General features: G+C 40.5%; 17 protein-coding genes and 3 pseudogenes. 16 read left to right on the forward strand and 4 right to left on the reverse strand.

Going from position 1 to position 25,659, the window contains the following annotated elements:
• The first annotated feature begins 106 nt into the window (after nt 1–106).
• The 4 genes from AB4589_RS07685 to AB4589_RS07700 all read left to right on the forward strand — a co-directional run bounded on the left by AB4589_RS07685 (nt 107) and on the right by AB4589_RS07700 (nt 6,005).
• Nucleotides 107–1,870 carry an ABC transporter ATP-binding protein gene (locus AB4589_RS07685; protein ID WP_102249343.1) on the forward strand — a complete coding sequence of 588 codons (1,764 nt, stop codon included), beginning with the start codon at nt 107–109 and terminating at the stop codon, nt 1,868–1,870.
• Entirely contained in the window at nt 1,864–3,642 is a 1,779-nt protein-coding gene (locus AB4589_RS07690; protein ID WP_371710164.1) for an ABC transporter ATP-binding protein, read from the forward strand. Before AB4589_RS07685 ends, AB4589_RS07690 begins: the two co-directional genes overlap by 7 nt.
• A gap of 119 nt (nt 3,643–3,761) precedes the next feature.
• Nucleotides 3,762–4,601: a tetratricopeptide repeat protein gene (locus tag AB4589_RS07695; protein WP_009845608.1), complete on the forward strand. Its 840-nt coding sequence runs from the start codon at nt 3,762–3,764 to the stop codon at nt 4,599–4,601.
• 147 nt (nt 4,602–4,748) lie between these two features.
• Nucleotides 4,749–6,005, forward strand: coding sequence for a peptidoglycan DD-metalloendopeptidase family protein (locus tag AB4589_RS07700; protein ID WP_017098377.1), 1,257 nt, complete (start codon nt 4,749–4,751; stop codon nt 6,003–6,005).
• 100 nt (nt 6,006–6,105) lie between these two features.
• Here the strand turns inward: AB4589_RS07700 and AB4589_RS07705 are convergent, their stop codons facing one another.
• Together AB4589_RS07705 and AB4589_RS07710 are read right to left on the reverse strand one after the other, a co-directional pair.
• Nucleotides 6,106–6,426 (reverse strand): heavy metal-binding domain-containing protein, encoded by a 321-nt coding sequence (locus tag AB4589_RS07705; RefSeq protein WP_004730185.1) that lies wholly within the window; start codon nt 6,424–6,426, stop codon nt 6,106–6,108.
• Between the two features lie 102 nt (nt 6,427–6,528).
• A complete protein-coding gene (locus tag AB4589_RS07710; protein ID WP_371710165.1) occupies nt 6,529–7,443 on the reverse strand; it encodes a LysR substrate-binding domain-containing protein in 915 nt (304 codons plus the stop codon).
• A 91-nt stretch (nt 7,444–7,534) separates the two neighbouring features.
• Here AB4589_RS07710 and AB4589_RS07715 point away from each other — a divergent pair.
• The 6 genes and pseudogenes from AB4589_RS07715 to AB4589_RS07740 form a co-directional block, all read left to right on the forward strand.
• A pseudogene (locus tag AB4589_RS07715) lies at nt 7,535–7,753 on the forward strand (EamA family transporter); the annotation flags it as partial.
• Between the two features lie 116 nt (nt 7,754–7,869).
• Nucleotides 7,870–9,255 (forward strand): tyrosine-type recombinase/integrase, encoded by a 1,386-nt coding sequence (locus AB4589_RS07720; protein ID WP_372100006.1) that lies wholly within the window; start codon nt 7,870–7,872, stop codon nt 9,253–9,255.
• Nucleotides 9,256–9,258: 3 nt separating this feature from the next.
• Nucleotides 9,259–11,751 (forward strand): hypothetical protein, encoded by a 2,493-nt coding sequence (locus tag AB4589_RS07725; RefSeq protein WP_372100008.1) that lies wholly within the window; start codon nt 9,259–9,261, stop codon nt 11,749–11,751.
• A 17-nt stretch (nt 11,752–11,768) separates the two neighbouring features.
• On the forward strand, nt 11,769–13,340 hold the full coding sequence (locus AB4589_RS07730; RefSeq protein ID WP_372100009.1) for an integrase: 1,572 nt from the start codon (nt 11,769–11,771) through the stop codon (nt 13,338–13,340).
• An 84-nt stretch (nt 13,341–13,424) separates the two neighbouring features.
• Nucleotides 13,425–13,955 carry a hypothetical protein gene (locus tag AB4589_RS07735; RefSeq protein ID WP_372100011.1) on the forward strand — a complete coding sequence of 177 codons (531 nt, stop codon included), beginning with the start codon at nt 13,425–13,427 and terminating at the stop codon, nt 13,953–13,955.
• Entirely contained in the window at nt 13,955–14,491 is a 537-nt protein-coding gene (locus AB4589_RS07740) for a hypothetical protein (RefSeq protein ID WP_372100013.1), read from the forward strand. Before AB4589_RS07735 ends, AB4589_RS07740 begins: the two co-directional genes overlap by 1 nt.
• Nucleotides 14,492–14,750: 259 nt before the next feature.
• Here the strand turns inward: AB4589_RS07740 and AB4589_RS07745 are convergent.
• Nucleotides 14,751–15,226: pseudogene (locus AB4589_RS07745) on the reverse strand (transposase); the annotation flags it as partial.
• A gap of 261 nt (nt 15,227–15,487) precedes the next feature.
• Here AB4589_RS07745 and AB4589_RS07750 point away from each other — a divergent pair.
• From AB4589_RS07750 to AB4589_RS07775, 6 genes and pseudogenes are all read left to right on the forward strand, one after another.
• Nucleotides 15,488–15,655 carry a hypothetical protein gene (locus tag AB4589_RS07750; RefSeq protein WP_157939577.1) on the forward strand — a complete coding sequence of 56 codons (168 nt, stop codon included), beginning with the start codon at nt 15,488–15,490 and terminating at the stop codon, nt 15,653–15,655.
• A gap of 63 nt (nt 15,656–15,718) precedes the next feature.
• On the forward strand, nt 15,719–16,642 hold the full coding sequence (locus AB4589_RS07755; protein WP_372100015.1) for a radical SAM protein: 924 nt from the start codon (nt 15,719–15,721) through the stop codon (nt 16,640–16,642).
• A complete protein-coding gene (locus AB4589_RS07760) occupies nt 16,632–17,759 on the forward strand; it encodes a hypothetical protein (protein ID WP_372100017.1) in 1,128 nt (375 codons plus the stop codon). The genes AB4589_RS07755 and AB4589_RS07760 overlap by 11 nt, the downstream gene beginning before the upstream one ends.
• Nucleotides 17,731–19,875, forward strand: a complete 2,145-nt coding sequence (locus tag AB4589_RS07765; protein WP_372100019.1) for a peptidase domain-containing ABC transporter — start codon at nt 17,731–17,733, stop codon at nt 19,873–19,875. Before AB4589_RS07760 ends, AB4589_RS07765 begins: the two co-directional genes overlap by 29 nt.
• Nucleotides 19,838–20,938 (forward strand): S41 family peptidase, encoded by a 1,101-nt coding sequence (locus tag AB4589_RS07770; protein ID WP_372100021.1) that lies wholly within the window; start codon nt 19,838–19,840, stop codon nt 20,936–20,938. The genes AB4589_RS07765 and AB4589_RS07770 overlap by 38 nt, the downstream gene beginning before the upstream one ends.
• Before the next feature lie 608 nt (nt 20,939–21,546).
• Nucleotides 21,547–22,356 (forward strand): annotated as a pseudogene (locus AB4589_RS07775) (DMT family transporter); the annotation flags it as partial.
• Between the two features lie 30 nt (nt 22,357–22,386).
• Here AB4589_RS07775 and AB4589_RS07780 read toward each other — a convergent pair.
• Nucleotides 22,387–25,410: an HD domain-containing phosphohydrolase gene (locus AB4589_RS07780; protein ID WP_372100023.1), complete on the reverse strand. Its 3,024-nt coding sequence runs from the start codon at nt 25,408–25,410 to the stop codon at nt 22,387–22,389.
• Between the last annotated feature and the right edge of the window lie 249 nt (nt 25,411–25,659).

Below are 25,659 nucleotides of genomic sequence, written 5' to 3' on the forward strand. Positions count from 1 at the left end.
ATATTATCAATCCGGTGTTTTAGGTGTATCTTTACTTAAGTGACGCTCGTTTCTAGCTTTACGAAATCACCAAAACTCGGTGAGCCTGCCCTAAACAAAGAAGACTATGAATAAAAGACAGTTTGTTGCCCATTATTTGCGCATGAATCGCACCTCGTACTTACTGGCGATTGTGTTCATTTTTCTCGTTAACTGGTTACAGGTAGAGATCCCTCGTTATATCCAACTTGCCATCGATCTTATTGAGGATGCTTCAACAACGGGCCATCAGCAGCTTCAAACCTATGTTTGGATCGTGGTCGGTATGTCGGTTGCCATGGTGGTGGTGAGAATTCTGTCTCGTATCTATGCGCTTAATCCGGGGCGAATTACAGAAGCAGCACTAAAGAGTACACTTCTACAAAAGCTGAATCGCTTACCGAGCAGCTTTCATGAACGTTTTGCATCTGGTCGGCTAATTTCAATCATGAATAATGACCTTAGCGGCATCCGACTGATGTTTGGTGTGGGGTTTCTTCAGTTCTTCAACGCGTTACTCGCGTTATCGCTGACACCTCTTTATATGTGGCGTATATCGCCAGAACTCACACTGTATTCGATTATTCCTATCTCAATCGCTTTTGTGATTTTTCGGGTGGGCTTCAAGCGTATGAAAACGCTGCATTTAGAGCACATGAAACGTCTGCAAAACTTGTCTGCTCAGCTAATGAGTTACCTGTCTGGGATTGATTTGATTAAGAGCCAGCAGATGTCACCTTGGGTGAAAGCTGAAACTGAAAAGCTGAATCAGTTATTACTTGAATGCCGCCTTAAAATTACACGTATTCAAGTCTTCTTTATGCCAGTACTCGACTACGCCAATGACCTGATGAAAATCATCATTCTTGGGCTCGGTGGCTACATGTTAATGAGACAGGAACTCACACTTGGTGAGATTACTGCCTTTCTGACTTACTCGGTTTTGCTCGCAATGCCATTGATGCAGCTTGGCAGAATCGCGACCATTTATCAGCGTGGCATGGTCGGCATTCAAAGTGTACAAACCATTCTTAATGCAAAAATTCCAGACCTTGATGAAGATAAGCTCACTGAGTTAGATGTTGAATCTCTGAAGGGAAAAACGTTTTCTATTCGCAACCTCAGCTTCAGCTATTCAGGTGAAGAGCGTCTGATTCTCGATGACATCAGCTTTGACATTCCAGCAGGTAAGAAAGTGGGTGTGCTAGGCGGAATCGGAGCGGGTAAAACGACATTAGTGAATTGCTTGAACCATCACTTGGATGTACCAGAAGATTCAGTTTTCCTAGGCGAAAGAGATGTCACTAGCTTCTCACGCAGTGATTTGCGCCGTTACGTGAAAACCGTGACGCAAGACCCTTATCTGTTTTCTGCAACCGTCGAAGACAATATCCGCTTCGGTAGCTTAGATACTGACTTGGCAAAGAGTCAGGTTGATGAGGTTTTAGAACTGAGTCAGTTAGCCAATGACGTTACACGTTTTGAGCATGGCGACCAAACCTTAGTCGGTGAGAAAGGGATCATGTTGTCGGGTGGTCAGAAACAGCGCTTGAGCATTGCTCGATCTTTATTGCAACCCACCGACCTGATCATCATGGACAACGTTCTATCGGCTGTCGACTATGAAACAGAACGTAAGATTTTAGAGGGCTTGTTTAAGCGCTTGGAAAATCAATCGGTACTTGTGGTTTCACACCGTGTTAATGCCCTTGAATATATGGATGAAATTATCGTGTTGAACGAAGGTAAGGTGATTGCGAAGGGCGACCACGCGACGTTATTGAAAACGTGCGATTACTATTACGATACATGGCAGTTACAGCAGAATGAAACGGAGGCAGCAGCATGTTAAAAGGTGTTGATCTCAAGTACCTCAAGCACTTTTTTAAGTTTGCTAAGAAATACAAAGGCTCTGCGATTCTGGGCATCGCTATGCTTCCTCTTTCTGTCATCACGAGCTTGTTGTTCCCTTGGCTGATCATTCAAGTGATCGATGTTCACCTGAGTCATGGGGATATGGATGGTCTGCTCGAATACGTCTTCTATCTCGTTGCCGTGCTGGTGGCGAGCTATGTGGTGGATACCACCTATTCGTACAACCTGCGTAAAACCGGGCAATACACGATAACTGACATGCGCTCAGTGTTGTTTGCTCGTGTGCTCAAACTACCACGCAGCTATTTTGATAACACACCGATTGGCGTAACGCTTTCACGATTAACCAGTGATTTGGAAACCATTGGCGAGACGTTTGTTCAGTCGGTTGTGGGGCTAGTTAAAGACAGTATCAACACCATTGCTCTGTTGGTGATGATGTTCTTCATTGATTGGCAGTTAACGATGATTGTATTGATCATTATGCCGCCGGTGATGTATTTGACGGTGTATGTGAGAAACCGACTTCGTGAACTGTACAAGGTGACTCGTTCTTCGCTCGCTCGCGGTATTGGCTTTTTACAAGAAGTCTTATTTGGTATGAAAACCGTTCAGATGTACCGAGCGGAAGAGCAAGTAGAACAGCGTTACCAAGGCTATACCGATGAGTTTTTAAGAGCGCAGAAGAAGATCAATAAATACGATGCGATTTTGTTCTCGTTTATCTCTGGCATCACCTCTATCACCATCGCGATTATGATCTGGTATGGCTCTGAGCAAGTGATAGAAGGGGCACTCACGTTGGGTGTGCTAATTGCGTTCATCAACACCTTAGAGAAAGTGTTTGTTCCGATCCGTGACTTTACTTCGCAGATTGCTTCGATTCAGAGTTCATTTGCAGCGTTTGACCATATTGAAGAGCTGTTTGTTGAGCCGACTGAAGAGGAAGGACGCAACCTGCTGCCATCTAACAAGGTTGAAAAACAGCTCGAACAATTTGTGAGTCTAGAGTTCAAGAACGTGAGCTTCCGTTACAAAGACGACTCTCCCTATGTTCTAAAGAATGTCTCGTTTGTATTGGAGAAAGGGCATCAAATCGCCCTTGTGGGTTCGACGGGTTCGGGTAAGTCGACGATTCTGCGTCTAATCTCTAAAACCTACCAAGACTATGAAGGCAGCATTTTGTTGAATGGATTAGAGCTGTCTCAGATCTCAAGCGAAGACTCTGCTCATTTGTTCTCAATGATGATGCAAGACGTGCACTTATTTGAAGAGACCATCCAATTCAATATCGCGCTGGGTAAAACGCATCTATCTAGAACTGAGGTTGAACAGGCTGCGCGCTATGTTTATGCCGATAAGTTTATTGAACAATTGCCACAAGGTTATGACTTCCACTTGGAAAAGAACGGATCCAACTTGTCTGTAGGGCAAACGCAGCTTATCTCGTTCGCTAGAGCGGTTGCACAGGGTGGTCAATTGATGATGCTTGATGAGGCGACCAGTTCGGTAGATTCAATCACCGAAGACCTAATTCAAAAAGCAATGCAGCGCCTTTTCAAGGAAAAAACCGTGATTGCGATTGCACACCGTTTGAGTACCGTTCGTCACTCAGATACGATTTTGGTGTTGGAAAAGGGTGAAATTGTTGAGCAAGGTAATCATCGACAGCTAATAGCACACAATGGAATTTATGCAGGATTGTTGGAAGAGTCCGTGGTTGGAGGAATCGATTGTAGAAGTGAGTGACTATCGAGCTATAAATAACTATTAACTAATACGAATAAGCCAAACTTGTCGACTTCCTAGCTTGTATGACTATTACAAGATACAGTTAGCCTAAAGATGAAACATATAAGGAATGTATAATGCTTCGAATCTTATTGATTGCAGTTATCTCGGTGTTCAGCACGATGAGTTTTGCAAGCGAAGAGGTTGAGTACTCAGAATTGGACTATTTAGATCGACCGTTGATGGAACGCTATATCTTGGATGAATTGAAGCAGCTAAGAATGGACCAACAAGATCTTGAAAGACGTTTGACTATTCAGATGACCGACCGTGAGCTCGCTGTGGCGGACAAATCGCTGAATTACGCCAACGTGACTGTAACCTATTTTTTCTACATTATTGCGGGTGTCGCTTCACTTATCGCATTAGTTGGGTGGCAATCGCTTAAAGAACTCAAGCACACAACCAAAGAGATGGCTGACCAGCGATTGAATTCTATCGCTCAAGAGTACGAGAAGAAGTTTAACGTTCTTGAAAGGGATCTAAAGCGTAAGACTCGAATTATCTCAGAGAACAACCGAGAAATTGAAATCATCAATGAAATACACAACTTATGGTTGAGAGCGCAAAATGCTCAAACCGCCGAGCAAAAAATTGAAATTTACGATGAGATCTTAAAAGTCCGCCCTGGTGATTTAGAGGCGCTCACTTATAAAGCTGATGCCGCAATGGACATGCAGGAATACCATTGGGCAATGAGCTTATGTAACCGTGTATTGGAAGTGGATGATCAAAATGCTCACGCCTTGTACCAACGAGCTTGTTCGTATGCAAGATTAGGTGCTGAAGGTCAGGCAATCGACGACTTAGAGCGCTCTATCGAAGCCAGTGGCTCAATGCGAGAGTTGCTAGCTGAAGAGCCAGATTTTGAGATGCTACGCGGCTTAGATCGTTTTGAAGCGCTTTGTGAAGAGTAATTATTTAATGGCATGGTGAGCTTCGTACGCTTACTATGCTTTTAATCATTTTTACGGAACGGTTTCTTACATTTCGTTTATTTTATTGAATTAATTGTTATGTTATAACATTTGAAAAGTTCATTGTGATAACCGTTGAGTATTTTTATGAAGTTCCTCCGCACTGGCCTGATAGTGACTGCTATCAGCGCATTTTCACTTGCTTTATATCTTTCTCTTTCTCCTGAACCACCAGAAGACATCGCTATCAAAATTACACCTTACCAAGGTGTGGTTTCGGCTGATGAGAAGCCATCGAGTTCAGACGTTGAGTCAAGTTCTCTGGTAAGAGTTCATTATTTTGTCAAAGTTGGGGATACACTCAGTAATGTATTTACCTCTTGGAAACTCCCTTACGGAACGGCTCAAAAGATACTTGAGGCCGATCTAGAATCACTGAAACTGGACACGATCAAGCCTGGTGATCATCTAGAGTTGTTGTTGGATAGTGACTCTAAGCAGCTAGTCGAATTGATTTACCATGAGAGCTTGGTTGAGCAGGCTGTTTACACAGAAAATGATGACGGTAGTTTTAGTTATCAGTTCATCGAGACTCCTGGGGAATGGAAAGAAAAGCTGTACGCAGGTGCGGTGCAGGGTAGTTTTTCCACGTCAGCTTACAAGGCCGGTTTAACCAGTGCCCAGATAGCCAATATCACACGAACGCTGAAAGATAAAATTAACTTCTCCAAAGATCTCAGAGCTGGCGACAGCTTTAATGTTTTGGTTAAAGAGCAATACATGGAAGATCACTTAACGGGTAAGACTGAAGTGCAAGGGGTCTCTATCAAGCTACGAAATAGGGAAGTGGCGGCTTTTCTTGCTGCGGATGGACGTTTCTATGACCGAGAAGGGAATAGCCTTGAGCAAGCTTTCAATCGATACCCAATAGACAAACAATTCCGAAGAATCACTTCATCATTCAACCCATTCCGAAAGCATCCTGTGACTGGACGTGTATCGCCGCATAATGGTACTGATTTCGCCACACCTGTGGGTTCACCCGTTTATTCAACGGGAGACGGTAGGGTTGTGGCACTTCGTGACCATCCATACGCAGGGAAATACATAGTGATAGAACATAACAGTGTTTACAAAACTCGTTATCTGCATTTGAGTCGATTCTTGGTTAAGAAAGGGCAACAGATTAAGCGTGGGCAGGAAATTGCGTTGTCGGGTGCAACAGGCCGTTTAACAGGGCCTCACTTACATTTTGAAGTGTTGGTACGTGGAAGGGCGGTCGACGCGATGAAGGCTGACCTGCCTTTGGCAAGCTCTATATTACCGAAAGACAAGGGGGCGTTCCTCGCTCGAATTGCCTCTTTTGATGAGATCATCTCTGAGCAAGAAGGCAGAACGAGTTAAATTCACTTCAGCCACGGCTTATCCTTATTCCAACCTTCTGGTGATAAACAAACCGAAGGTTGGAATAAGCATTTATTGAATCAAATAATTTCAGATTCGATTAAGCGACGACAACCGCCGTGCCGCTCGCTGATACCATCAACATGCCATTACCTGTTCCTAAGACTTCATAATCGATATCGACACCAACCACTGCGTTTGCACCCGCTTCAATCGCCTTCTGCTCCAGCTCTTTGAATGCGTAGTTACGTGCTTTCTCCAGTTCCTTTTCATAGGTGCCAGAACGTCCACCGACGAAGTCGCGAATACCTGAAAACATATCCTTGAATACGTTAACCCCTAGGATGGCTTCTCCGGCGATAACCCCTTTGTAGTCGACAATGCGTTTGCCTTCAACAGATTGAGTGGTGGTAATAATCATAATGGCCTCTGTAAGTTAGATAAGTTGTTACTAGATGATTGGTTACTAGATGATTGGTTACTAGATGAGTTGTTACTAGTTGATTAGTTATTTGATGATTAGTTACTTGCTGAGTTTTGTCTCTGAGCGAGTGAATTCATGCCTCAACCATGTTCTCAGTTTTAGCACACTTTCTTGTTTTAATTTGTTTTTTGGACAAACGAAATAGAAATCTTGATGGGGGTTAGCCACTGGCTCACTAATTTCGACCAACATGCCATGGCTGATGTCATCTTTCACAAACAAGCGGTGAGTGACTAATACACCAAGCGAACGAATGGCAGCCTGTACGGCTTGAATCGAGACATCGAACGTCAAGTTACTGTGGAACGTCGGCATGGGTGTTTGGTAATGATCGCACCACACTTGCCAGTCATGCTGTCTTCTTGGGTTGAAGACACCAATGGTTGGGTTTTGTTTCACCAGTTGTTCAACGCTTAATCCCATTTGGTTTTTCAATAGTGCTGGGCTGCACACCAATACCAGATCATCGTCACCGAGCTTTTCGCTGTAATATCGGTCCCACTCGCTCGGTTTACCGTGCACCAGCGCGATGTCCACACCTTCTTGTTCTATGTCGAAAGTGCCCGTTAGCGTGGATATACGAATATCAAGAGAGGGGGCAAAGCTTTGGAATTCCGAGACTCGCGGGATCCACCAGTGCATGGCGAGTGAGTTCACCATGTTGAGGGTGATGCGGTGGTCGTTAGGCGTTTTGGCGAGTTCTTCTGTGGCTTCTATTACTTGTTCCAGTGCGGGTGCGACTTTTCGATAATATCGCTTACCTGCGGCATTTAGAACAACACGACGACCCACACGTTGGAACAGCGGCTTATTGACCAGTTGCTCTAATGATTTTATCGCTTGGCTTACTGCTGAATGACTGACGTACAACACGCGAGCGGCTTCGGTCATGCTGCCTGTTTCGGCGACAGCAATGAAAGCATAAACGGATTTAAGTGGAACGAGCTTCTTCATTGGTAAGTTTTCCTTACAGTTGTGGTTAATATTACTCGCTATTTTTCATCACGTCACGCCTCTAAAATAACTGTCATAGGAGGTGATAATTATGTCTGATATTACCAAGGCGACGGCTTTCATGTTGTTGTCGACGTTCAGTTTGTTTTTAAGTGGCTTAATGGCCAAGTATCTATCGGTATCAATGCCCGTTTCATTTTTGAGTTTCGTGCGTTTTTTGTTACCCAGTCTGTTTTTATTCTTATTTTTGATGTTTTACAAAATCACGAAACCTTCACTCGATATGTGGAAACCTTTAGTGATGCGTGCTAATGTTGCTGTAGACTTTAGAATCACACTGCTTAAATTTATTTTGATACAAATTAGACGGCAATAAAAAACTGGCCTACTATCTTGGAGTCGAATTTTTGTTCGGGGACTCTTAAAATGGGGAGGCACAAACGATTAGCACCAAAGGATATGGGGAATGGAGAATATTGCTATGTCGATATAACTGTTGAAAGAAAGCCTCAAATTGAGTTTGTTGTCAATGAACAATCTGGCGCAATCGCTCCTCAACTAAAGGGTCGAAGAAATCCGACTTTCATTACCTTCCCTATTTTGATCGATCCTAATGGTCTTAATGTTTTTGAAGCTAATCTCTTTATGCGTTCACTAGCACAATCTGGGCTTACTCATCACTCTTTGGATGCGCACATTAGAGCCTTGTTGTTGTTCTATCGCTGGATGAAACTTGAAGGTAAAACAATTTACGGTTGCACTGATGAACAGGAGCTTGGTGCTGTATATCTATTTCGTGACTTCTTAGTGGAAAACCTTAAACGAGACGAAATTGATAAGAATGGAAACAGCGTTGAAAAAGGAGTTTACCAGCCGAGTACTGCAGCGTCATATGTGAGAACTATTATACGCTACTACGAGTTTCTACATGTAGAGCGAATAATAAGATTTTCTAAAACATTTGTGCCTTTTGAATACAGATTGGTAAAAGTAAAACGTAAAGCAAAATCGAATGACCACAATATGCTAGGTCATATTAAATCAAACGAATCACGGACAATCGAAGTCGAAACAACAGGGCTGACAAGACCTTTTGGACGCGTGCAAATTGTCAAATCACATCACAGATTATCTCCGATGCGCGAAGATGAAAAACAAATACTTTTGAGCTATTTAAGTATAGACGACAGCAACTTTGAACTTAGCCATGATGTTAAGAATCTTATGTTGTATACCGCTATTGAGACAGGCTTAAGATTAAAGGAATTAGTTACATTTCCAGCAACAGAAGTTAGAGAGCTATCATTTCACGAGGAAGTAGCAAATGTCACGATTAGTGAGGTGCGAAATGGTTGCAAAACAAAATCTTCCAAAGAGCGTACAATTGAAGTTCCACGTCACATTATGGAAATTCTGCTTCAATACAAACATAGCAAGGCACGACTAGCCGCTCAATGTCGTTGCAATATTAAACATAACGGATTATTTCTCAACCCAAGAGAAGGCTTACCATTCGCGCCTAACACACTTGAAACTTACTTCTCTGATGTTCGCAATGAAATAATTAAAAAGCACCCCGATTGGTATTTTACGGTTCACGACCTTCGGGCAACATACGCAACGCATTGGCTTTACCGTGAACATTCTAAGCGCAATTTGCTTTTTGAGGTGCTGATTAATGAATTGGCTGACTTGATGGGGCATTCGTCGACTCAAATGACAGAAAAATACATTTCATACATGAATACCGACAAGTATTGGCTCGAATTTGCAAGCCGAAAAAACTCTCATCTCGCTATTTTAATGGAGTAACTGATGGCAAAGAGTCCTATTGCAAAAAGCGTAGGAAATAGAACAAGAAAAGTCGTCTTGAGCCAAAAATCTATAGAATCCACAAACGTTACTGACCTAGATCTAAGCGTTACTTTTGTGCCAACGATGGGAAGCCCAACTAGCTTTAACTTTAGAGACTGGTGCCATATCCATTGTGACCCTACGGCGAGGCTGTTTAAGCCCTCCCGCTTTGACTATATGCTCGGTTTATACCGATGGGTTGAACGTCAGCGTAAAGACATGCTGTCAGATATTTATATTTGTTGCTGTATCAGAACCTTTATGTCATACATCAAGTTCTGTGATTCAATAGGTTCAAATGCTTTTGATAGAATCGGGTATTTGGCTTACTGTGGCAATGACGGTGAGTTATGGCGTCAAGTGAAATTAGCAATAGAGCCCAAAAGATACCTTTTTCAATACCATAATAACGAAGAGTTGGGTATATCTGAACTCAGTGCACAAGGCATAAGAACTCAAATTAATAAAATCCTAAACTCAATAGGGTTTGATGTGAGTGCCTATCAATACAGGTTAAAGCCACTTAAAGCGGGAAGAAGGCTAAATCCATGGAATAACCCTTATCAACCTGTCGAATGGAACACGATGCTGCGCCGGCTTAATTTCTATTTTACTTCATTGGCAACGCAGTTAATCGCTCATCGAGACGATAACCCCAATTCACCGCCGCCCAATATGCTAGAAGTAGAAGTCGACCAAATTAACGGCAGATACGCAACAGTAACAGTTGGCGCAAATATTCAAGGCCTAACACACGGCTACACAGCAAGCTCGCCATTCTACCAATGCATGCTTTCTGGCTATCTATTATTTTCGTATTACACAGCATTCAACACTTCGAGCATATTAGCTGTCCGTCATCCTATTAGTCCCATGAAAAAAAGTGGCGAAGGAAAAACAAATTCATATGTCAAGGTTAAAGCATATAAGGGAAGAGCCAATAAAGATGTAGAAGCACTGTTTTTAAGTGCTAGCGAGGATTCTCACCCTCAAGCAGTTGATGATGCAGCGGGTTTCATTGTTGCTGACGTTAACAAACGAGATAAAAACGGCATACAAGATGGAGTAAGCTTCATTGAGGTAATGTCTATGTTTTCTGAAGCCTACAGTAATGAAAAATATGGACGACTTTTCTACACCTACAATAAAGAAAACAAACTTATGGGCTTAGATATTGGATTTTCCTTGGGGCCACAAGTTCTCTCTGAAAAACTCGGTGTTTTCAGCCATGACCGTTCAAACTTAACGGATTATTTCGTTGAACTTTGTGAAGATTTAATGGAAGAGAGCGCTTATCCAGCGTTCACGAAAGTAACTTCGCCACAAACTGGCTTTATCGTCATAAAGAAAGAAAACAAACTGGCTTACAAGACTCGCATCAAGAGTCGAGTCATAGAACTAGCTTTTGCTTCATTAACTTGCCTTACCGATGTCCAGCTTAATGGCATAGTCATGCCACTATACTATTCAAAAAAGGAAGAGGATGGCACTATAACCATTGATTTCAGATATGCCGATGGCACAAAAGGCAGTTTCAAAATTGCAGCCAAATACCAACTCTTTCTTGAAAAAGTTGAAGCTTTTTCTCAACGCTATAACCCAACACATACAAAATATGGACACCCTAGCAAGACTAAAATCCCACCCTATTTATTACCGTTAGGAGGAAAGTGGAAGACTTATCAATGGGAAAGTATTGAAAGCATCATTAGCCACAGAATTCTCTGGGGTTATGGTATTGGTCACGGTGACTTTTTACTAAATGTCACTGCATCACGTATACGCGCAACGACCAGTATACTTGAGTATCGAGATGGTGATAAGGGATTTAGTGCTCGACAAATACTCCAGCACACGATTCAAACACAAGAAAAATCTTATGTGAATGGACACCCTACAGAGAATTCTAAAATGGTCTCACAAGGCCTGAGTACACTGATTAAGATAGCTAAGGGGCAGCACCGAAATAACGCCGTAGAAGAAGTCAAAAAAGAACTAAGTATTCCCATTTTAGCTTATGAGAAGTACAAACAGAGAAACATGCCAACAAATCCAAATGGAATTGCTTGCGATGGCAGACCTAGTTTCCTAAATACCCAGGACTTTCATTATTCTGCGCGTAAATTTGCAGAGCATGAAGGAATAATTGATGAAGTTGGTGATATCGCTTGTTACCAATATGATCTATGCGTTTTTTGTAAAAGCGCACAATTGGTTGATGACCCTCACTCTGTATACAAGTTACTAAGTTTTCTTGAAGCAATACAAGATGCATCAGACCTTTTTCCTGAACGGTCAGAACTCATAAATCGTAAGGTTGAGCGCTTTAAACATCATATATCCTCACTTCCATTGGAAACTGTAGATTCAGCGGAAGCGCTACTCGATGAGCATGGCCGTTATTTTATGTTCAAGATCACTGATAGCGTCATTCAACACCTATCATTTCGATAGGCCATAAGGAGACAAGCATGTTGAGGCTTGACAATGAAAGCGATTTTGATGCTCTTAGCCACAAGATGAATGCGCTTTGTGCTGGTGCCAAATGCGGTGGAAATTATATAGAAGATATCTTGCGTCCTGCCATCAAAGAAGGAAACTGGGTAAAGCTTAACGAGATGATTGTTTATCAAGACGGTAAGAGAACAATTCGCTTTAGAGAAGATGATTGGTTTTTTTCTGATACCGATTTGAAATGTAAAAGTGTATGTAATCTACAATTCAGTCTTGAGCTAGATATCCCAGGAATTATCGTAATATTCAACGGTAATAGCCGTCAATTTATAAACGAAATTAAATGCCTAGCACTTACAAGGATGTACTTCTCAAAAGAGTCAGTTTTACTAGCGACCATCAGGCGCTCAGTGATGTACCTGCGCAATAATGCCAACGCACTACTTAGACGCAACATCTCAAGCTTTGGAAACGTCACTGAGGATACCCTGAGAGATCTGGCTTCTGATGGTGTCGACTTCACTTATGAAAATGCGTTTGTAGGCCTAAACGCCTTGCATACATTACAAAGAGGCTTACCTTTTAAAGTTCAATATGATCGGCTCACTCACTCTACCTTAAACTTGAAGATGGCCGAAGGAACACAATTTCCAGTTATCCCTCCAAGACTATATTTTTCAATAATCAACCAGTTTTCTGCTGAGATAGAAAAAGCTTATGCGCTTCGTGACGAAATAGAAAAGTCTGTGGAAAAGAGGATAAATCTCCGACATGCTGCGATTCAGGAAAGAATCAAAAAGATAAGAAAGGGCAAGAGTGGATTCGATTCTCACGAATTACAAGCGAAATCAACTAAAAAGTTTTTAGCCTGTTTAGAGTCGGAAGGGATTAACATTGTTGATAACGAGAAAGATGAACGATGGATGCAAAGATACTATGAAACTAAACCTTGCATTAGAGAAGTTACGACAAAAGACTTGGTGACTCAGATAGGTGGTAAATCCTATCGTACAGCTGATTTTAAGCGATATTTGCATGACTTGAATGATAAGGCGGCATGGTATTGCTTGTTATTAACGGGCATGAGGGTGGATGAATTGAGTAGCTTACACCCGGACTTTGGTGCTCAAAAGGTAACCATGAATAACGAAGGGGGCGTTGGGAAAGAAATCATTTACTTATTAACAACGCGTCAATCAAAGATAACAATGAACAGCCAAAAAAAGGATGATGCTTATGTAACAAACCTTACTGGATATAAGGCATTCCATGTACTAAACGCAATAAACTCCCCTTACAGAACAAGGTGTTCGCAAGATGAACGCCATCGAATGTTTGCAAAAATAGATAAGACTCAATGGTGCTTCGCTAAAAACAAAGGGGCGCTGACGACTCAGCTAATTGCTGCTATCAATGGGCGTATTCGCATCGATCCTGCTTTAACTCGTGAGGACATTGAGTATTTAAACGCTTCAGAAAAAAAACACAATTATTCTATCGGAGATACTTTTCACATAACAAATCACCAGTCTCGACGTTCACTAGCATACTATTTGGTGGGCTATGAGCTATGCTCGTTTCCTGCATAGAAGCAGCAGTTAAGTCATTTTTCCATAGCAATGACAAGGTGGTATTCGCGCAATGCCTCTTCTTACAGAAAGTTCTGGAACGAAGTGAACGACGAGCGTATCGAACAAAAAGCAGATATTTATGTTCGTATCTTCAAGCAAATGGCAAACGGCGAACGGATCGCTGGAGGTAAGGGAAAAACGCAGCTTCAAGCAATAGCTAAATCGGGCACAAACTATTTTAAAGATGGTGTCAACAAGCGCCTGTTGACCAAACAATACTGGAAGGAGATGTTAACTAACAAAAAGGAACATCTGCATGCGATAGCAACGGGCATGTATTGCACAAATAATGCATGCTCTATGCGGATCTCAATTGACTTAACGGAATGCGTAAGTTGTGAGTATGACTACATTGAAAATGTAGTTTACGCCGAAAGCTCCAGAATGGATGCAATGCGAAACCTAAACCTGTTGATTGAAATGAAAGAGCTTAATCCAAGTTCTGCTACTCGATGCTATATGCAGATTAAGGCAGCAGAGCGAATAATGATCGACTTAAATTGTGACCATGAACCGTATGAGTTCACACAAGATGTTATGAATATGATTATTCACATCAAAGGAGTAGCGTGATGAGTAAACGCGAGCGCGGCTTTCAACGGACAAAACAAGAATTAAAAGATGCGTTATCTAGGCTCATTGCTAATCAACCAGAGAGCATTGAGCTTAAGCAAAGATTGCAATCTGGAAAGGTTATCAAAATCAACAACGCCAATGTTGAAAAAGAAGCTGGGAAGGCAAACCAGGCACTTAGACGCCATCCAGACGTGAAGGAAGAGATCGAAAAAGCAGAAAGTGAACGCCTGTTTGGTAAACCGCGAACTAACTCAATATACTCAATTAAAAATGAGCCTCTTTTTAAGCAACAGAAACAGCGTCTAGACAATGCGAGAGCTATCAAGAAAAAGCTTGAAGCAGAGAAATCTGAGCTTCAAGAAGAAGCAAGACGGAAAGATGAGGTTCTTAAATTGCAAGCATCCAAAATGGATGAAATGATTGCAGCACTGTGGGATGCCATTCCTCCTGAAGATATAGAAAATAGAATGGCTGCTGCGAAAAAAATAATAGAGGTTGTGTGGTTTAGAGGTGTTGATCCATCAACAGGCTGATTCTCTGAATGCGCAGTTTGGGCTTTGCCATCAGGATGTGACTATGAGTCAGCCAAAATATATGCTTTGGTGTAGTAGAGAATTCAAGTCCAAGTATTAAATTGCCCGTATTAAGAGGGAAGAAGAAACGCTTGTAATACAGTTCAAGAAAAACACTTGGGGAAACCTGGCACACAACTAAATTTGATCAGCAAAAGTACCTTCTCCCAGAACTATAAGAGCATACTCAAACCGCCCTTGCTTTAAAAGATCGCCTAAAAGTGTCATAAACACCATCGCCAGACACCTCAAGGATACTTTGGCGGGTGTCACAGTTGAGAGGCTTAGCTCGACTGCAATATGCAGCTTTCGCCAACTACTACGCCTGCCTGTCATCCGTCCCATATTATTTGAGTTTCCATTCACCTTCGTCATAAACCTTAAGGTAGTAGCATCAATGGCTAGGTGCTGGAGCGCTCCTCTCGTTTATGTCTTAAATAAAACTTCAACTTGCTTTGTTCTGCGGCTGGTGCGGTGTAATGCGAACAACTTAACGGAACATGGGCTAGCCAAAATACCGAGTCGATGAATCCTTGCAGCGCTCTCAGTGGTATAGAAAATACTCATTTCTCCAAGAGCGCTGTCGTGATAGCTAATAACTGAATCAACGTTGCCTACCGCGTTTATTGTGCTTGCTTTGTACTCAGCCACTTGCTGCTTCTTCAATCAAAAGGTCAGAGAACCACGGTTAGTGATTGATTAATTGTATTCTAACTAGACTAGGTTTAGGCATAAGACTACGACGAGTAATGTAGAGCGCCGAAAAGATCATAGCGTCTTGATTTAGGTTTATTAATATATTTTATAAAATATTGACAACACCATCACTTATAACATTCATAAGTTTGACACAAATCAGACTAACCAATATTTAAAGCAAATGATATTGATTTCATTGAAACTATATGACTAATGTATATACGCACTAAATGTAAGGTGCTAAAAAAGGAGTTGAACATGATCAAGATTAGTGAAATTAAGTTTATTGTTAATGAAAAAGGCGAGACAGCTCTAGACGACCCAGCAATTCAGGAAATTAGTTCTATTGAAGAACTTGATGAAATTTGTGGTGGCCATAATTTTGGATGCAATACTGCTTCTTGTAATAACAACGGCGCTTGTTAGCAACTGACAAAAGCGATAATGATGCCGGAGTGTTATCACTCCGGTATCAAAATAGGAGGAAAAATGGAAAATCAAGTCATCTCAGCATGTGTCACCAACAAAGTATTGGAACTAACCATTTTACCCACCACACAATGTAATTTCAGATGCAAATACTGTTACATCGATTTTAAAGATGATCAGATGGGCAACAAGGAAGTCGAGACGATCAAGAAACTAATATCTAACAGGACTTCTTACCCTGGCTTTCTCCACCTGAATATTAAATGGTTTGGTGGGGAACCATTATTATGTAAAGGAACAATAGTAGCAATAAACTCATTTTGTAAAGAGTTATCAATATCCCGCGGTTTCAGATTTACAAGCGGAATAACAACGAATGGAAGTCTTTTGACAAGCAAAACCCTTGAAACGCTAGTTAACAACAATGTGACTGACTATCAGGTAACTTTAGATGGAGACGAAGATTCACATAATAACCTTAGACCATACAAAAACAAGTCAGGTAGCTTCGATAAGGTGCTTGGGGCTCTAGACACAATCTATGAATCCAATCATAAATTAGGCTGCACTCTCAGATTAAATATTGCAGAGGAGAACTTTGATGCCGCCAAAAGGGTAATAAAAAACGAGCTTAAAAAGTACCAGAAAGACAGTAGATTTGATATTTACCCAGTTAAAGTAGGTGACTTTTCAGGTGACCTAAAAATGGATCTAGTTAAAGAAGAAAATAGTATATTTAGGAAAGTAGAAGAAAACTATGTATGTTATGCATCTAAACTAAATAATTTTGTTATCTTTCCCGATCTGTCACTAGGTAAGTGCACTGTAAGCTTATACTGGAACAAAAATAAAGTCGGTAAGATTTTAAATACTGGCGAAATAAGGATGGAAAACGAAAAAATTCAATATTGGTCTAGAGGGCTAATAAGCAAAGATAAACAGGTTTTACAATGTCCTGCGAGAAGTCCTATTTATGGAAGCTAGCAATAGAAATAAAAAATCAATTGGAAGACTACAGGTTAAATACCCAAGCTATTTAAACATTGATATAGATACCCCCGTTAAATGGGGGGTCATATACTGTTTATCATTTATTGTAATCGTGTTAATTTTATTCGGCGCTAAGTTGTCCCCCTACATTGAGCTTCAAGGTAGAGTCTACCCCAAAAATATTCAGTCCCCCTTTATTGCTGACTTCAATGGGTTCATTAAAAAGATAGATAAAAATCAAGCTGAAACTACTGTCATGTATGTGTCTCATAACTATGACTTAGAGGTTGATACACTAAACAGGTATCAAAGCGAAATAGAGGTAATTAACAAAAAGCTTGAACTGTATAAAGAGTCCGACGCGATTATTGATAAATTAAACAAGGCAGAGTCTTCAAGGCTGCGTTTAAATCTAATAGAAGTAAAAAGAAAAATATCAGTAATGGAAAGGATGATATCTTCAAGCGAAGAAATAAGAAAAAAAACCGAAAATTTGTTGTCAAAAAATTATGCTTCAAAAATACAACTAAGTGAGAAAGAAACTCTTCTAAATGAACAGAAATTAGAATTGAGTAACCTTTTTATCAATAAAAACCTAATTGAAAAGTCAATCAAAACGCACGTTTTAACTAGTAGAAATAAAAAGATTGATGAGAAGATATCAGTATTAGAAGATGTCCACAAAGCGGAAAAATTGTTGTTGGAACAACAATCTAAGGTGGAGAGATTAGTTGCTTACTTTACATTCAAAAATAGTGATTACATATCAAAAAACGTGTTTGAAGGTAAGAGATTTCAAGAGGGCGATATAATAGTTAATAATATGTCCCTTAATAATATTGAATCGTACATCGAGACTAAAATTCCTGCTAAAGATCTATTATATTTAACTGAACGATGTCTACATATTATAACTGATACTATTATACCTCGTAGAGTAACGACAGCATGTGACTTCGAGATTTCTGACATCAATAAAACGGGAACAAATAGTTTCTTGGTTAGGTTCGATAGTACAAAACATAAACTTCCTTTAGGGACATCTGTCAAGGTCTATCTCAAGCTAGAGCCAAGAAATATGCTTGAAAAAATGGTGGGTGGCCATGTTTAGAATCAGTAGAAGAAAAAAGCTATCAGTTACTTTACAAGAAGAAAATAATGACTGTGGGTTAGCTTGCATCTTAATGTTATATACGTACTTCAATCAATCATCTACTTCTATTCAAACTCTAAAGAATGAGCTTGGCACATACCCAAGAGGCATGTCTTTACTTGATATAAAAAAAAGCTTTGAACGACTTGGTATGAGCGCTAAAGCAGTTCGACTTAAAGTAGAAAGCCTGTACTCCCTAAAAGAACCTATAATGTTACACTGGGGAATGAACCATTTTGTCGTTTTTGAAAAAGTTCGAAAAAACATGGCTTACATCATAGACCCTGCCATCGGAAGAAGAACAGTTCCAATAGATGAGTTTCTCGAAGACTTTACTGGTTTTGGAGTAGTGATAACATCGTATCATCAGTCAGATATGGATGGCGAGAAAGAGAAGACTAGCTTTTCGGGTAATATATATGAATCAAAAGGCTTACTATTCATACTTCTTTGTGGAGTGTGCTTTGAGTTGTCGGTGTCACTATTCCCTATTGTATTTTCAATTTTAGTAAGGGATTTTCAAATAAACCCATCCCTAATTAGTAACATCCCTATGATTACTTTTATGCTATTAATATTTTGTTCAACAGCTTTGATCGGTTATATTAGAGATAAGTACGTACACTTATTTGAAAAAAAAGTAAAGTCAACTACGAGTGATAGAGTAATATCTCGTGTATTCAGGTTCCCACTTGGGTACTACGAAACTCATGGTGTTGGAGATACAATATCGAGAATAAAATCAATTGACATTGTATATAACTCATTGATTAAGAATGTCATACCAGCATTCAACAAGTCAATTAGTGTTCTTATATCTCTAGGATTTATTTTATACTTAGACTATCTAGCCTTTTTTATTTGCCTTGTTGGATTCTCTGTTAATATACTAGTAAGTATTCTAACTAGTAAAAGAATATCATCCTACGAGAATCAAGCTATAATTTTTCAATCAAAACAAGACACGTCTCTAATAGAGAGTATCAATGCTATTACTTCAATCAGGTTAAATAACAAGGTTCCCATTCGAATTATTGACTGGGCTAATTATTTTTCTAGCCACATAAATTCTACAATTAAAAGAGATGATGCTTTTATTAATACAAAGCTTTCTCAACTTATAATTGACCTGTTCTTCCGATTAGGATTCATTTCTTATCTACTTAGCACTATATTAGCTGGGAGAATGGACCTGATTGTATTTTCACTACTTGTTTTATATAGAGAGATCTCATCTTCAAGTATTATTTCATTGTCCGAAAACCTGTATCAAATCTACATATCAAAAGTTCATTTGGAGCGATTTAATAAATTGGATAGTACCCAGACCGTAGATGATGATAAAGATTTAAGTGACTTTTTATATATTTTCGAGGTGAACGAGACACTAGGTATTGACGTTAAAAACTTAAAGTACAAGCCTGAAAAACATGCCCCATACATGCTCAAAAATGTGAATTTTTGTGTTGATCCTGGTTGCAGTGTATCAATTGAAGGAAGTTCTGGAAGTGGCAAGACAACTATCTTTAAGAGTATTTTGGGGCTATATGACGTAGAGTCTTGTGAAATATTAATTTTTGACTCTAAAACGAGGTTAAAAGTGTCTCCTCATCAATTGAAAAACATAAGCTCATTTGTTTTCCAAGATGATATCCTAATCTCTGGCACAATTGCACAAAACATATCCTTTTTCAGGGATTCCGTTGACATGGACTATGTTGTAGAGTGTTGTAAGATTGCTTGTATACATGAAGAGATCATGGATTTTAAATTACGATACAATACGGTGGTAGGGAGAGAAGGCACGACTTTGTCTAGTGGTCAAGTTCAAAGAATCCTTCTTGCACGCGCGTTGTATAGTAAGCCCAAGTTTCTTTTCCTTGATGAATCTAGCAGTAACCTAGATATTGAGTTAGAAAGAAAGATAAACGCTAACATTAATAAAGAGTCAATTACAAAAATCGTTATTTCTCATCGAAAGGAAACTATTGATGCAACAGACGTACATTACAAACTGGACAGCGGAGTACTGAAGAATGTTAGGGAAACCTATCCCCAAAAGCTTATTAGCTAACTATTGGAGAGATGTTATCACTCACTTTCCGAACTTTCGAGATGACTCACATCGTGATTCTTTTAATTTGAAATTCTATAACTATTTAGACTTAAGCTCTCTAACTTTTGGAGACCTGTTACAACTTAATTCAACGCTCGATGACTCACATACTGATATATTCTACAAGGAAAAAAATGTACACTTTGAATTCGCTCTATACGGTGAAAACATCATCATACTGGAAAACAACATTTTTAAATGTTCCAAGTATGACATCGTTAAAGAAGTTAATGGCCTAAGCATCAAAGACATTGTTAATAGTTATGCTAAGTACGTATCTAGTAGCAACAAAAGAACTATACGGTACGATGCTGTGCTAGCATATTTAAAGTACGAAGAAATAAAAACCATATCAAAATCGGGCAAGTTGAGGATTGATACTTTCAATTTTTCAAATTATAAAGATTTAGCTTATTTGAATCTAAAATCTTTTAACTTAGACTTTCATGTAATTAAAAATTATCTAAATACTCTTAAAGGAAAGTCTATGCTTTTAATTGATATGAGATTTAATTCAGGCGGTAACACTATAGATACTCATTGGTTGCTAGAGCTTTTCTCAAGCAAGCCTTTACATGGTACTAATTGGAAATCAAATCAAATTATTTCAACATTTGAAGCATGGAACAAATTCTCCTTTTTCAATGACAGCTTCACGCTGTTTAACAGTTTCTATGGAAGGAACTCTTCATTTTATCCTCAAAGTGACTCCAGGTTAGACATAAATATCTATATTCTAATGAACAGATATACGTCTTCTGCTGCTGAAGACTTCATTCTATATATGAGAGGACTCTCTAATGTAACATTGGTAGGGGAAAATTCAATGGGCAGCTCGGGACAGCCGATAACGATAGAAGCCACAGAATCCATCAGCTATAGAATATGTGCGAAGCACGACTTCATTACCGCTCCTGATGACTTCTTAAGAAAAGGAGTTACGCCAGATATAAAATTGAATAATGCTGATAGTATAGACGACAATATTGTAATGAAAGAGTTGTTAGACCTTGTTTACTGAATAAATGTAAATAATAACTTAAGATGAGTTGCTCTAGCAGTTTTGGACAGTGAGTTAAGTGAGTACAAGTAAGCATTCAGCAAAGTTATTGATATCAAAACGTGGTCTCATGCCCCTGACCCGACTTTAAATATTGAGTGAACAATCAGGGGCTTCACATAGTATCATTACTAAAAAAAGCACCGAAATACCAAGAAACGCCGTATCTGCCGTATTAACCCACGGGACGACTTGTTAGTGTTTGCCGTTCTAAGGTAGGAGCGTATCGATATTTGGGTTGCTTTTCCCTACGGACTAGACGTAATCACTTTTGGGTCGTCATTACCTCAAACTCTCAGTCACAAACGAGTTAAGTGTGCATGGTACTTTAGTACTAATTCGTAGTTCGATAATGACCTATGAATGAAAATTCTCTCCTAGATTTAGCTCTCTGTTGTCTCATTAATATACTTCAAAGAGTTGTTTGTTAAAGACTAATTCTAAATTTTTAGACGCAAATTATTTTAGTGATATTTTTATGGTTATATGTGGCTTTTTTATTTTATAAACAATAATTTATCGTGAATTTTTATAATTCTGTCTAAATTTTTCTCCAACATTAGGTAGTGATTTTTATGGTGGCATGCCAGTGGTGTTTTCTTACGTCTTTGCAAACGCTAACGCTGGTTGAAGGTGTGGTGTTGTTTAGTACAGGCCCTCTGTTTATTCCTTTGTTAGAAAAATTAATGTTTGGAACCAAGATTCATACAACCACAGTGATTTGTTTAGTTGTCACCTTTGTCGGCGTAGTGATGATGGCTGGGGATTGGTCTCAGTTTGAATTTGGCTCAGAGTTCTTTAGGCCAGCGTTGTTGCTAGGATTATTGGCGGGTGTGTTTAATTCGGGGTCACAAGTGAGTTTGTATCGAGCGTCCAAGACTAGCCTGACACCCGCAGAGCTAAACGCGTGGACGTTCTTGGTCGCGGCAATCATTGTGATACCAATGGTTGTGTTTACTTCAGTATCTGCGGCTCCAGATGGGTTTGAGAGTGCTGCGGACAATCGAACCTTTTCGGCTCTGCTATCTTTTGAAGGCCTACGCTGGATTGCGCTTGGTGCTTTTGGATTGGCTCTATTTACTATTAACACGCAAATCTTCCGCTCGAAAGCGTACAAGTTGGCAGACAGCGGTTCTCAGTTGGCTCCCCTAATTTTCACTAACATGCTGTTCAGTGCGTTATGGCAGAGCTTGTTCTTTGATGACGTGTTTTCAACTCAGCAGTTGATCGGCATCAATTTGATCGTCGTGGCGAGCATAACCAATACTCTATTGGCTAAAAGACACAGCAAAGCAAAAGCCAAGCAAACACCGAGAACCGCTGTGGCTGTAGTGACTGGAGCGGATGCTGCGGTTTTGGACTCTGCCGTTAAAAGCTAAACATTGAGGCTGCAGATTAAAGACAAAAGCCTAGAACAGTGAACGAATGTACTCTTTTACTCGTTCGATATGCTTGCTCTGATCAATCTCGCAGCGTTGGTTCGCTTCAAGGAATCGCTCAGCGTATTTGTCATAGATTTTGTTTTCCAAAAACAGCAAATACAGTTTTGGATCGATATGACCGCTGGTGGCCATGTCGGTCATGATATTGAGTGATTCGCTTAGGAGTTTTCCTTTCTTATACGGGCGATCACTGGAGGTGAGCGCTTCGAATACATCGGCAATGGCCATCGCTCTAGACGGTAAAGGTAACTGGTCTTCGTTTAAGCCTCTCGGGTAACCCTTACCATCGATACGTTCGTGGTGTCCGCTGGCAATGTCAGGAATGTTCTTGAGATAAGATGGGTAAGGGAGCTTGTTCAGCATGGTGAAGGTTTGAATGATATGGTCGTTTATCATGAAGCGTTCTTCGTCGTTTAAGGTACCGCGACGTACTTTCAAATTGTGCAATTCACCTTGGTTGTACTTGACTTCACCAGGTTTGAGTACAAACGCTTCTTGCCACACGTCGGCTGGGTTAAAGCCATTATCCCAAGGTATTTTATGTTCGGGTTTATCAGCAAGTAGTGGCTCCATCACGGGCAGCGTTTGGTCTTTGATTCTTGGCTCAATTTCATCTTTTTCAGCCGGATCTTGCTGCGTGTTAAATCTCTCTTTTTCAGACCAAGATAACCCTAGCTGTTCGTCGAGTGTTCGTTTCCATTGGCGCTTGGCTATTCGGTCTAAGCGTTCTAGTTGCTCATCCGTCATAGACTCCCCACCAAGGTTACATTCGGCTACGAAGGCAAACTCTTCATCCAATTCAGATAAACTTTGTTCGAGAACTTTCAGCTGATCTTCTTGAAGCGCTCCGTTCGCTATGGCTTTCCAGTAGTCGGTTTCAGCCTGTTGTTTTAACAGTTCGAAACGCATTCGCACTTCGTGGATTCGGTCATATATCGTTTCTAGTTTTGTTGCCTTGTCTACCACATATTCAGGTGTCGTCACTTTCCCACAGTCATGTAACCAAGCGGCGAGCATCAACTCTTCCCACTGTTTACTATCCAATGAGAACTGCGGGTAATAGCGGTCATCATCAATGGTTGCTTGAGTTAACCATTTGGTCAGTTCAGGAACTCGCTGGCAATGCCCGCCCGTGTAAGGCGACTTGGTATCAATCGCAGAGGCAATCAATTCGATAAAGGCATTGAGCATGTCTTTCTGTTGCTGCATTTGGTCAATGTTGTCTTTAGCGATTTCAGCAAAGCTCAGTAGCTCCCTCAAAAATGCATGTTTGTCTGCCTGCATCTTGGTGATTGGTCTTTCATAGCCAATTGCAACAATACCCACCAACAACTTCTCGCGGTTTAATAGTGGAAACAGGTACAGGTCAGAATTGAATATCGAATCTTGGTAATAGTTAAGAACATTGTCTTCTCGGTTAAGGTGGATGGTTTCTCCAGATTTAAGCTGACACAACAACCAAGGGGTATGCTTGATGAAGTCATTGATGTTGGCTTTGAAAGGAAGAATGGCGAGATTCGCTGCCGTATCAAACACATCTTTCTCTTTTGATTGAGTGAAGAGGACGATGGTTTCTGCTTTGGTAATCAAATAGCTTTGATGAGCGATATTTTTGGCTAATATCGAAAATTCCTGATTCCCGGCCGTGTCTCGAAGTAGTGTAATCAGATCATGAAGCGTGTGTTCCATCAGCTCAATCGAATGAGCGAGGTTAGCCACTTCTTGAATCATGCTTTTGGGATAATGAGTACGCCTGAAGTCAAATCGTGCGATGTTGTCGGTGAGTTGCATCAGTGTATTGAGCGGCTGAGACAGTCGATTAGCAACAAACCATACGATAGCGAAGCAGATGAACAACATACCAATCGCGACCGCAACTTGCTTGTCTCGCATTGAGATAAGATCAGAGAGCAACTCATTGTGTGGCGTAGCCTCTGCCAAATATAAAGTGACATTCTGAGTGAGCTCAACAGGCGTTAGTGTTAATGCCCAAGTGTTTAGGTTGTATTCAACGTTTTTTAGGTTGAGGTTTAATTTCTCCTCGTCGGAGATAAGTGGTGCTATGACGGATGCTTTCAATGCTTCCAACTGTTCACGTTTGGGCACATTAAAGAAGCTTTGGTCTTGCTCACTGCCAGAGAGTTTCCCCGTCGTTTGGTTATTCGTTTTCTCAGTTTTACTTGTGTTGTTAGGCTGGGAGGTAAGCTTGGGAATCGATAGATCAAGTTGATGTTGGCCGAGAAGATTGAAATGTTGATCGAACAAGGCGAGTCGGGTTTGCGGAGAGTAGGCCAATTCACTGATCTGGGAAGAGAGAGATTTCAACGTGAAGTCGGCACCAACGACATGCTTGCCATCCAATGAACGTCTAGAAAGCGTAATGCCATTGGTTTGCAAGAAATAGAACAGGTAGGGCTCAGAGAGTTGTATTGAGCCGTCAGGCTTTGCGTTACGAAACCAAGGTCGAGTCGTGGGGTTGAACTTACTCTCGGCTTGTCGGGTACTGATCACTTGGTGTGCGCCATCGAGAAAGGTAATAAAGTTTTCACCATCTAGATTGGTGCTGCTGACCATCATGGTTGCTTTGGCGGGAGCGTTATTGTCGGCCCTCTGTTTAATGGAACTCAGAGGGCGAAAGATTCTGAAGTCACCATCTTCAGAGCCATAGAACAGAGCGACTAAATTGGTATTTTGTTTGAAGATGATATCGACCGAAGCAAGCCAAGATTCTTTTTCGACGGAGGAGGTTTGATGAGCAACAAACGGGCTCACTGCCATCACGTTTAAGGTTGTGATGACTGGGGCAATAGCTTGTTTAAATACCGATTCCAGTTTATCGCGATGTTCATTACTGACTTCGCGCACTGTGCCTAAAAGCAGTTCTTGAGAATGCCGATAACTTATCGAAATCAGTACGGTACCGACAAGAGTGGTCAAAATTAAGAAAAGGCTAGTGATGTGGATACTCAGCGGATATCGTCTTCTTCTCATCTAACACTCCAGTTTGTAGACTGGTTTAAGTATTGACGAACTTGGGTAGGTTGCAAAAAATTGGCGTAATTACCGAGTCTGTTCGATTTTATTTAGATAAGAAAAGTGTCAGCGTCTTCTGGTTAGCCACGTATTCCCGTGTCGTGTAAATGAACCAGCAATAAACCTTTATGTTTGGGTGCTAATTGTCACTTTCAGCTGATAAACTGGTCGAATTGTTGCTATTAAGCACTCATTTCTTAAGCACGT

The sequence above is a fragment of the Vibrio sp. 10N.222.49.A3 genome, from assembly GCF_041475145.1.
Taxonomy (GTDB): domain Bacteria; phylum Pseudomonadota; class Gammaproteobacteria; order Enterobacterales; family Vibrionaceae; genus Vibrio; species Vibrio tasmaniensis_A.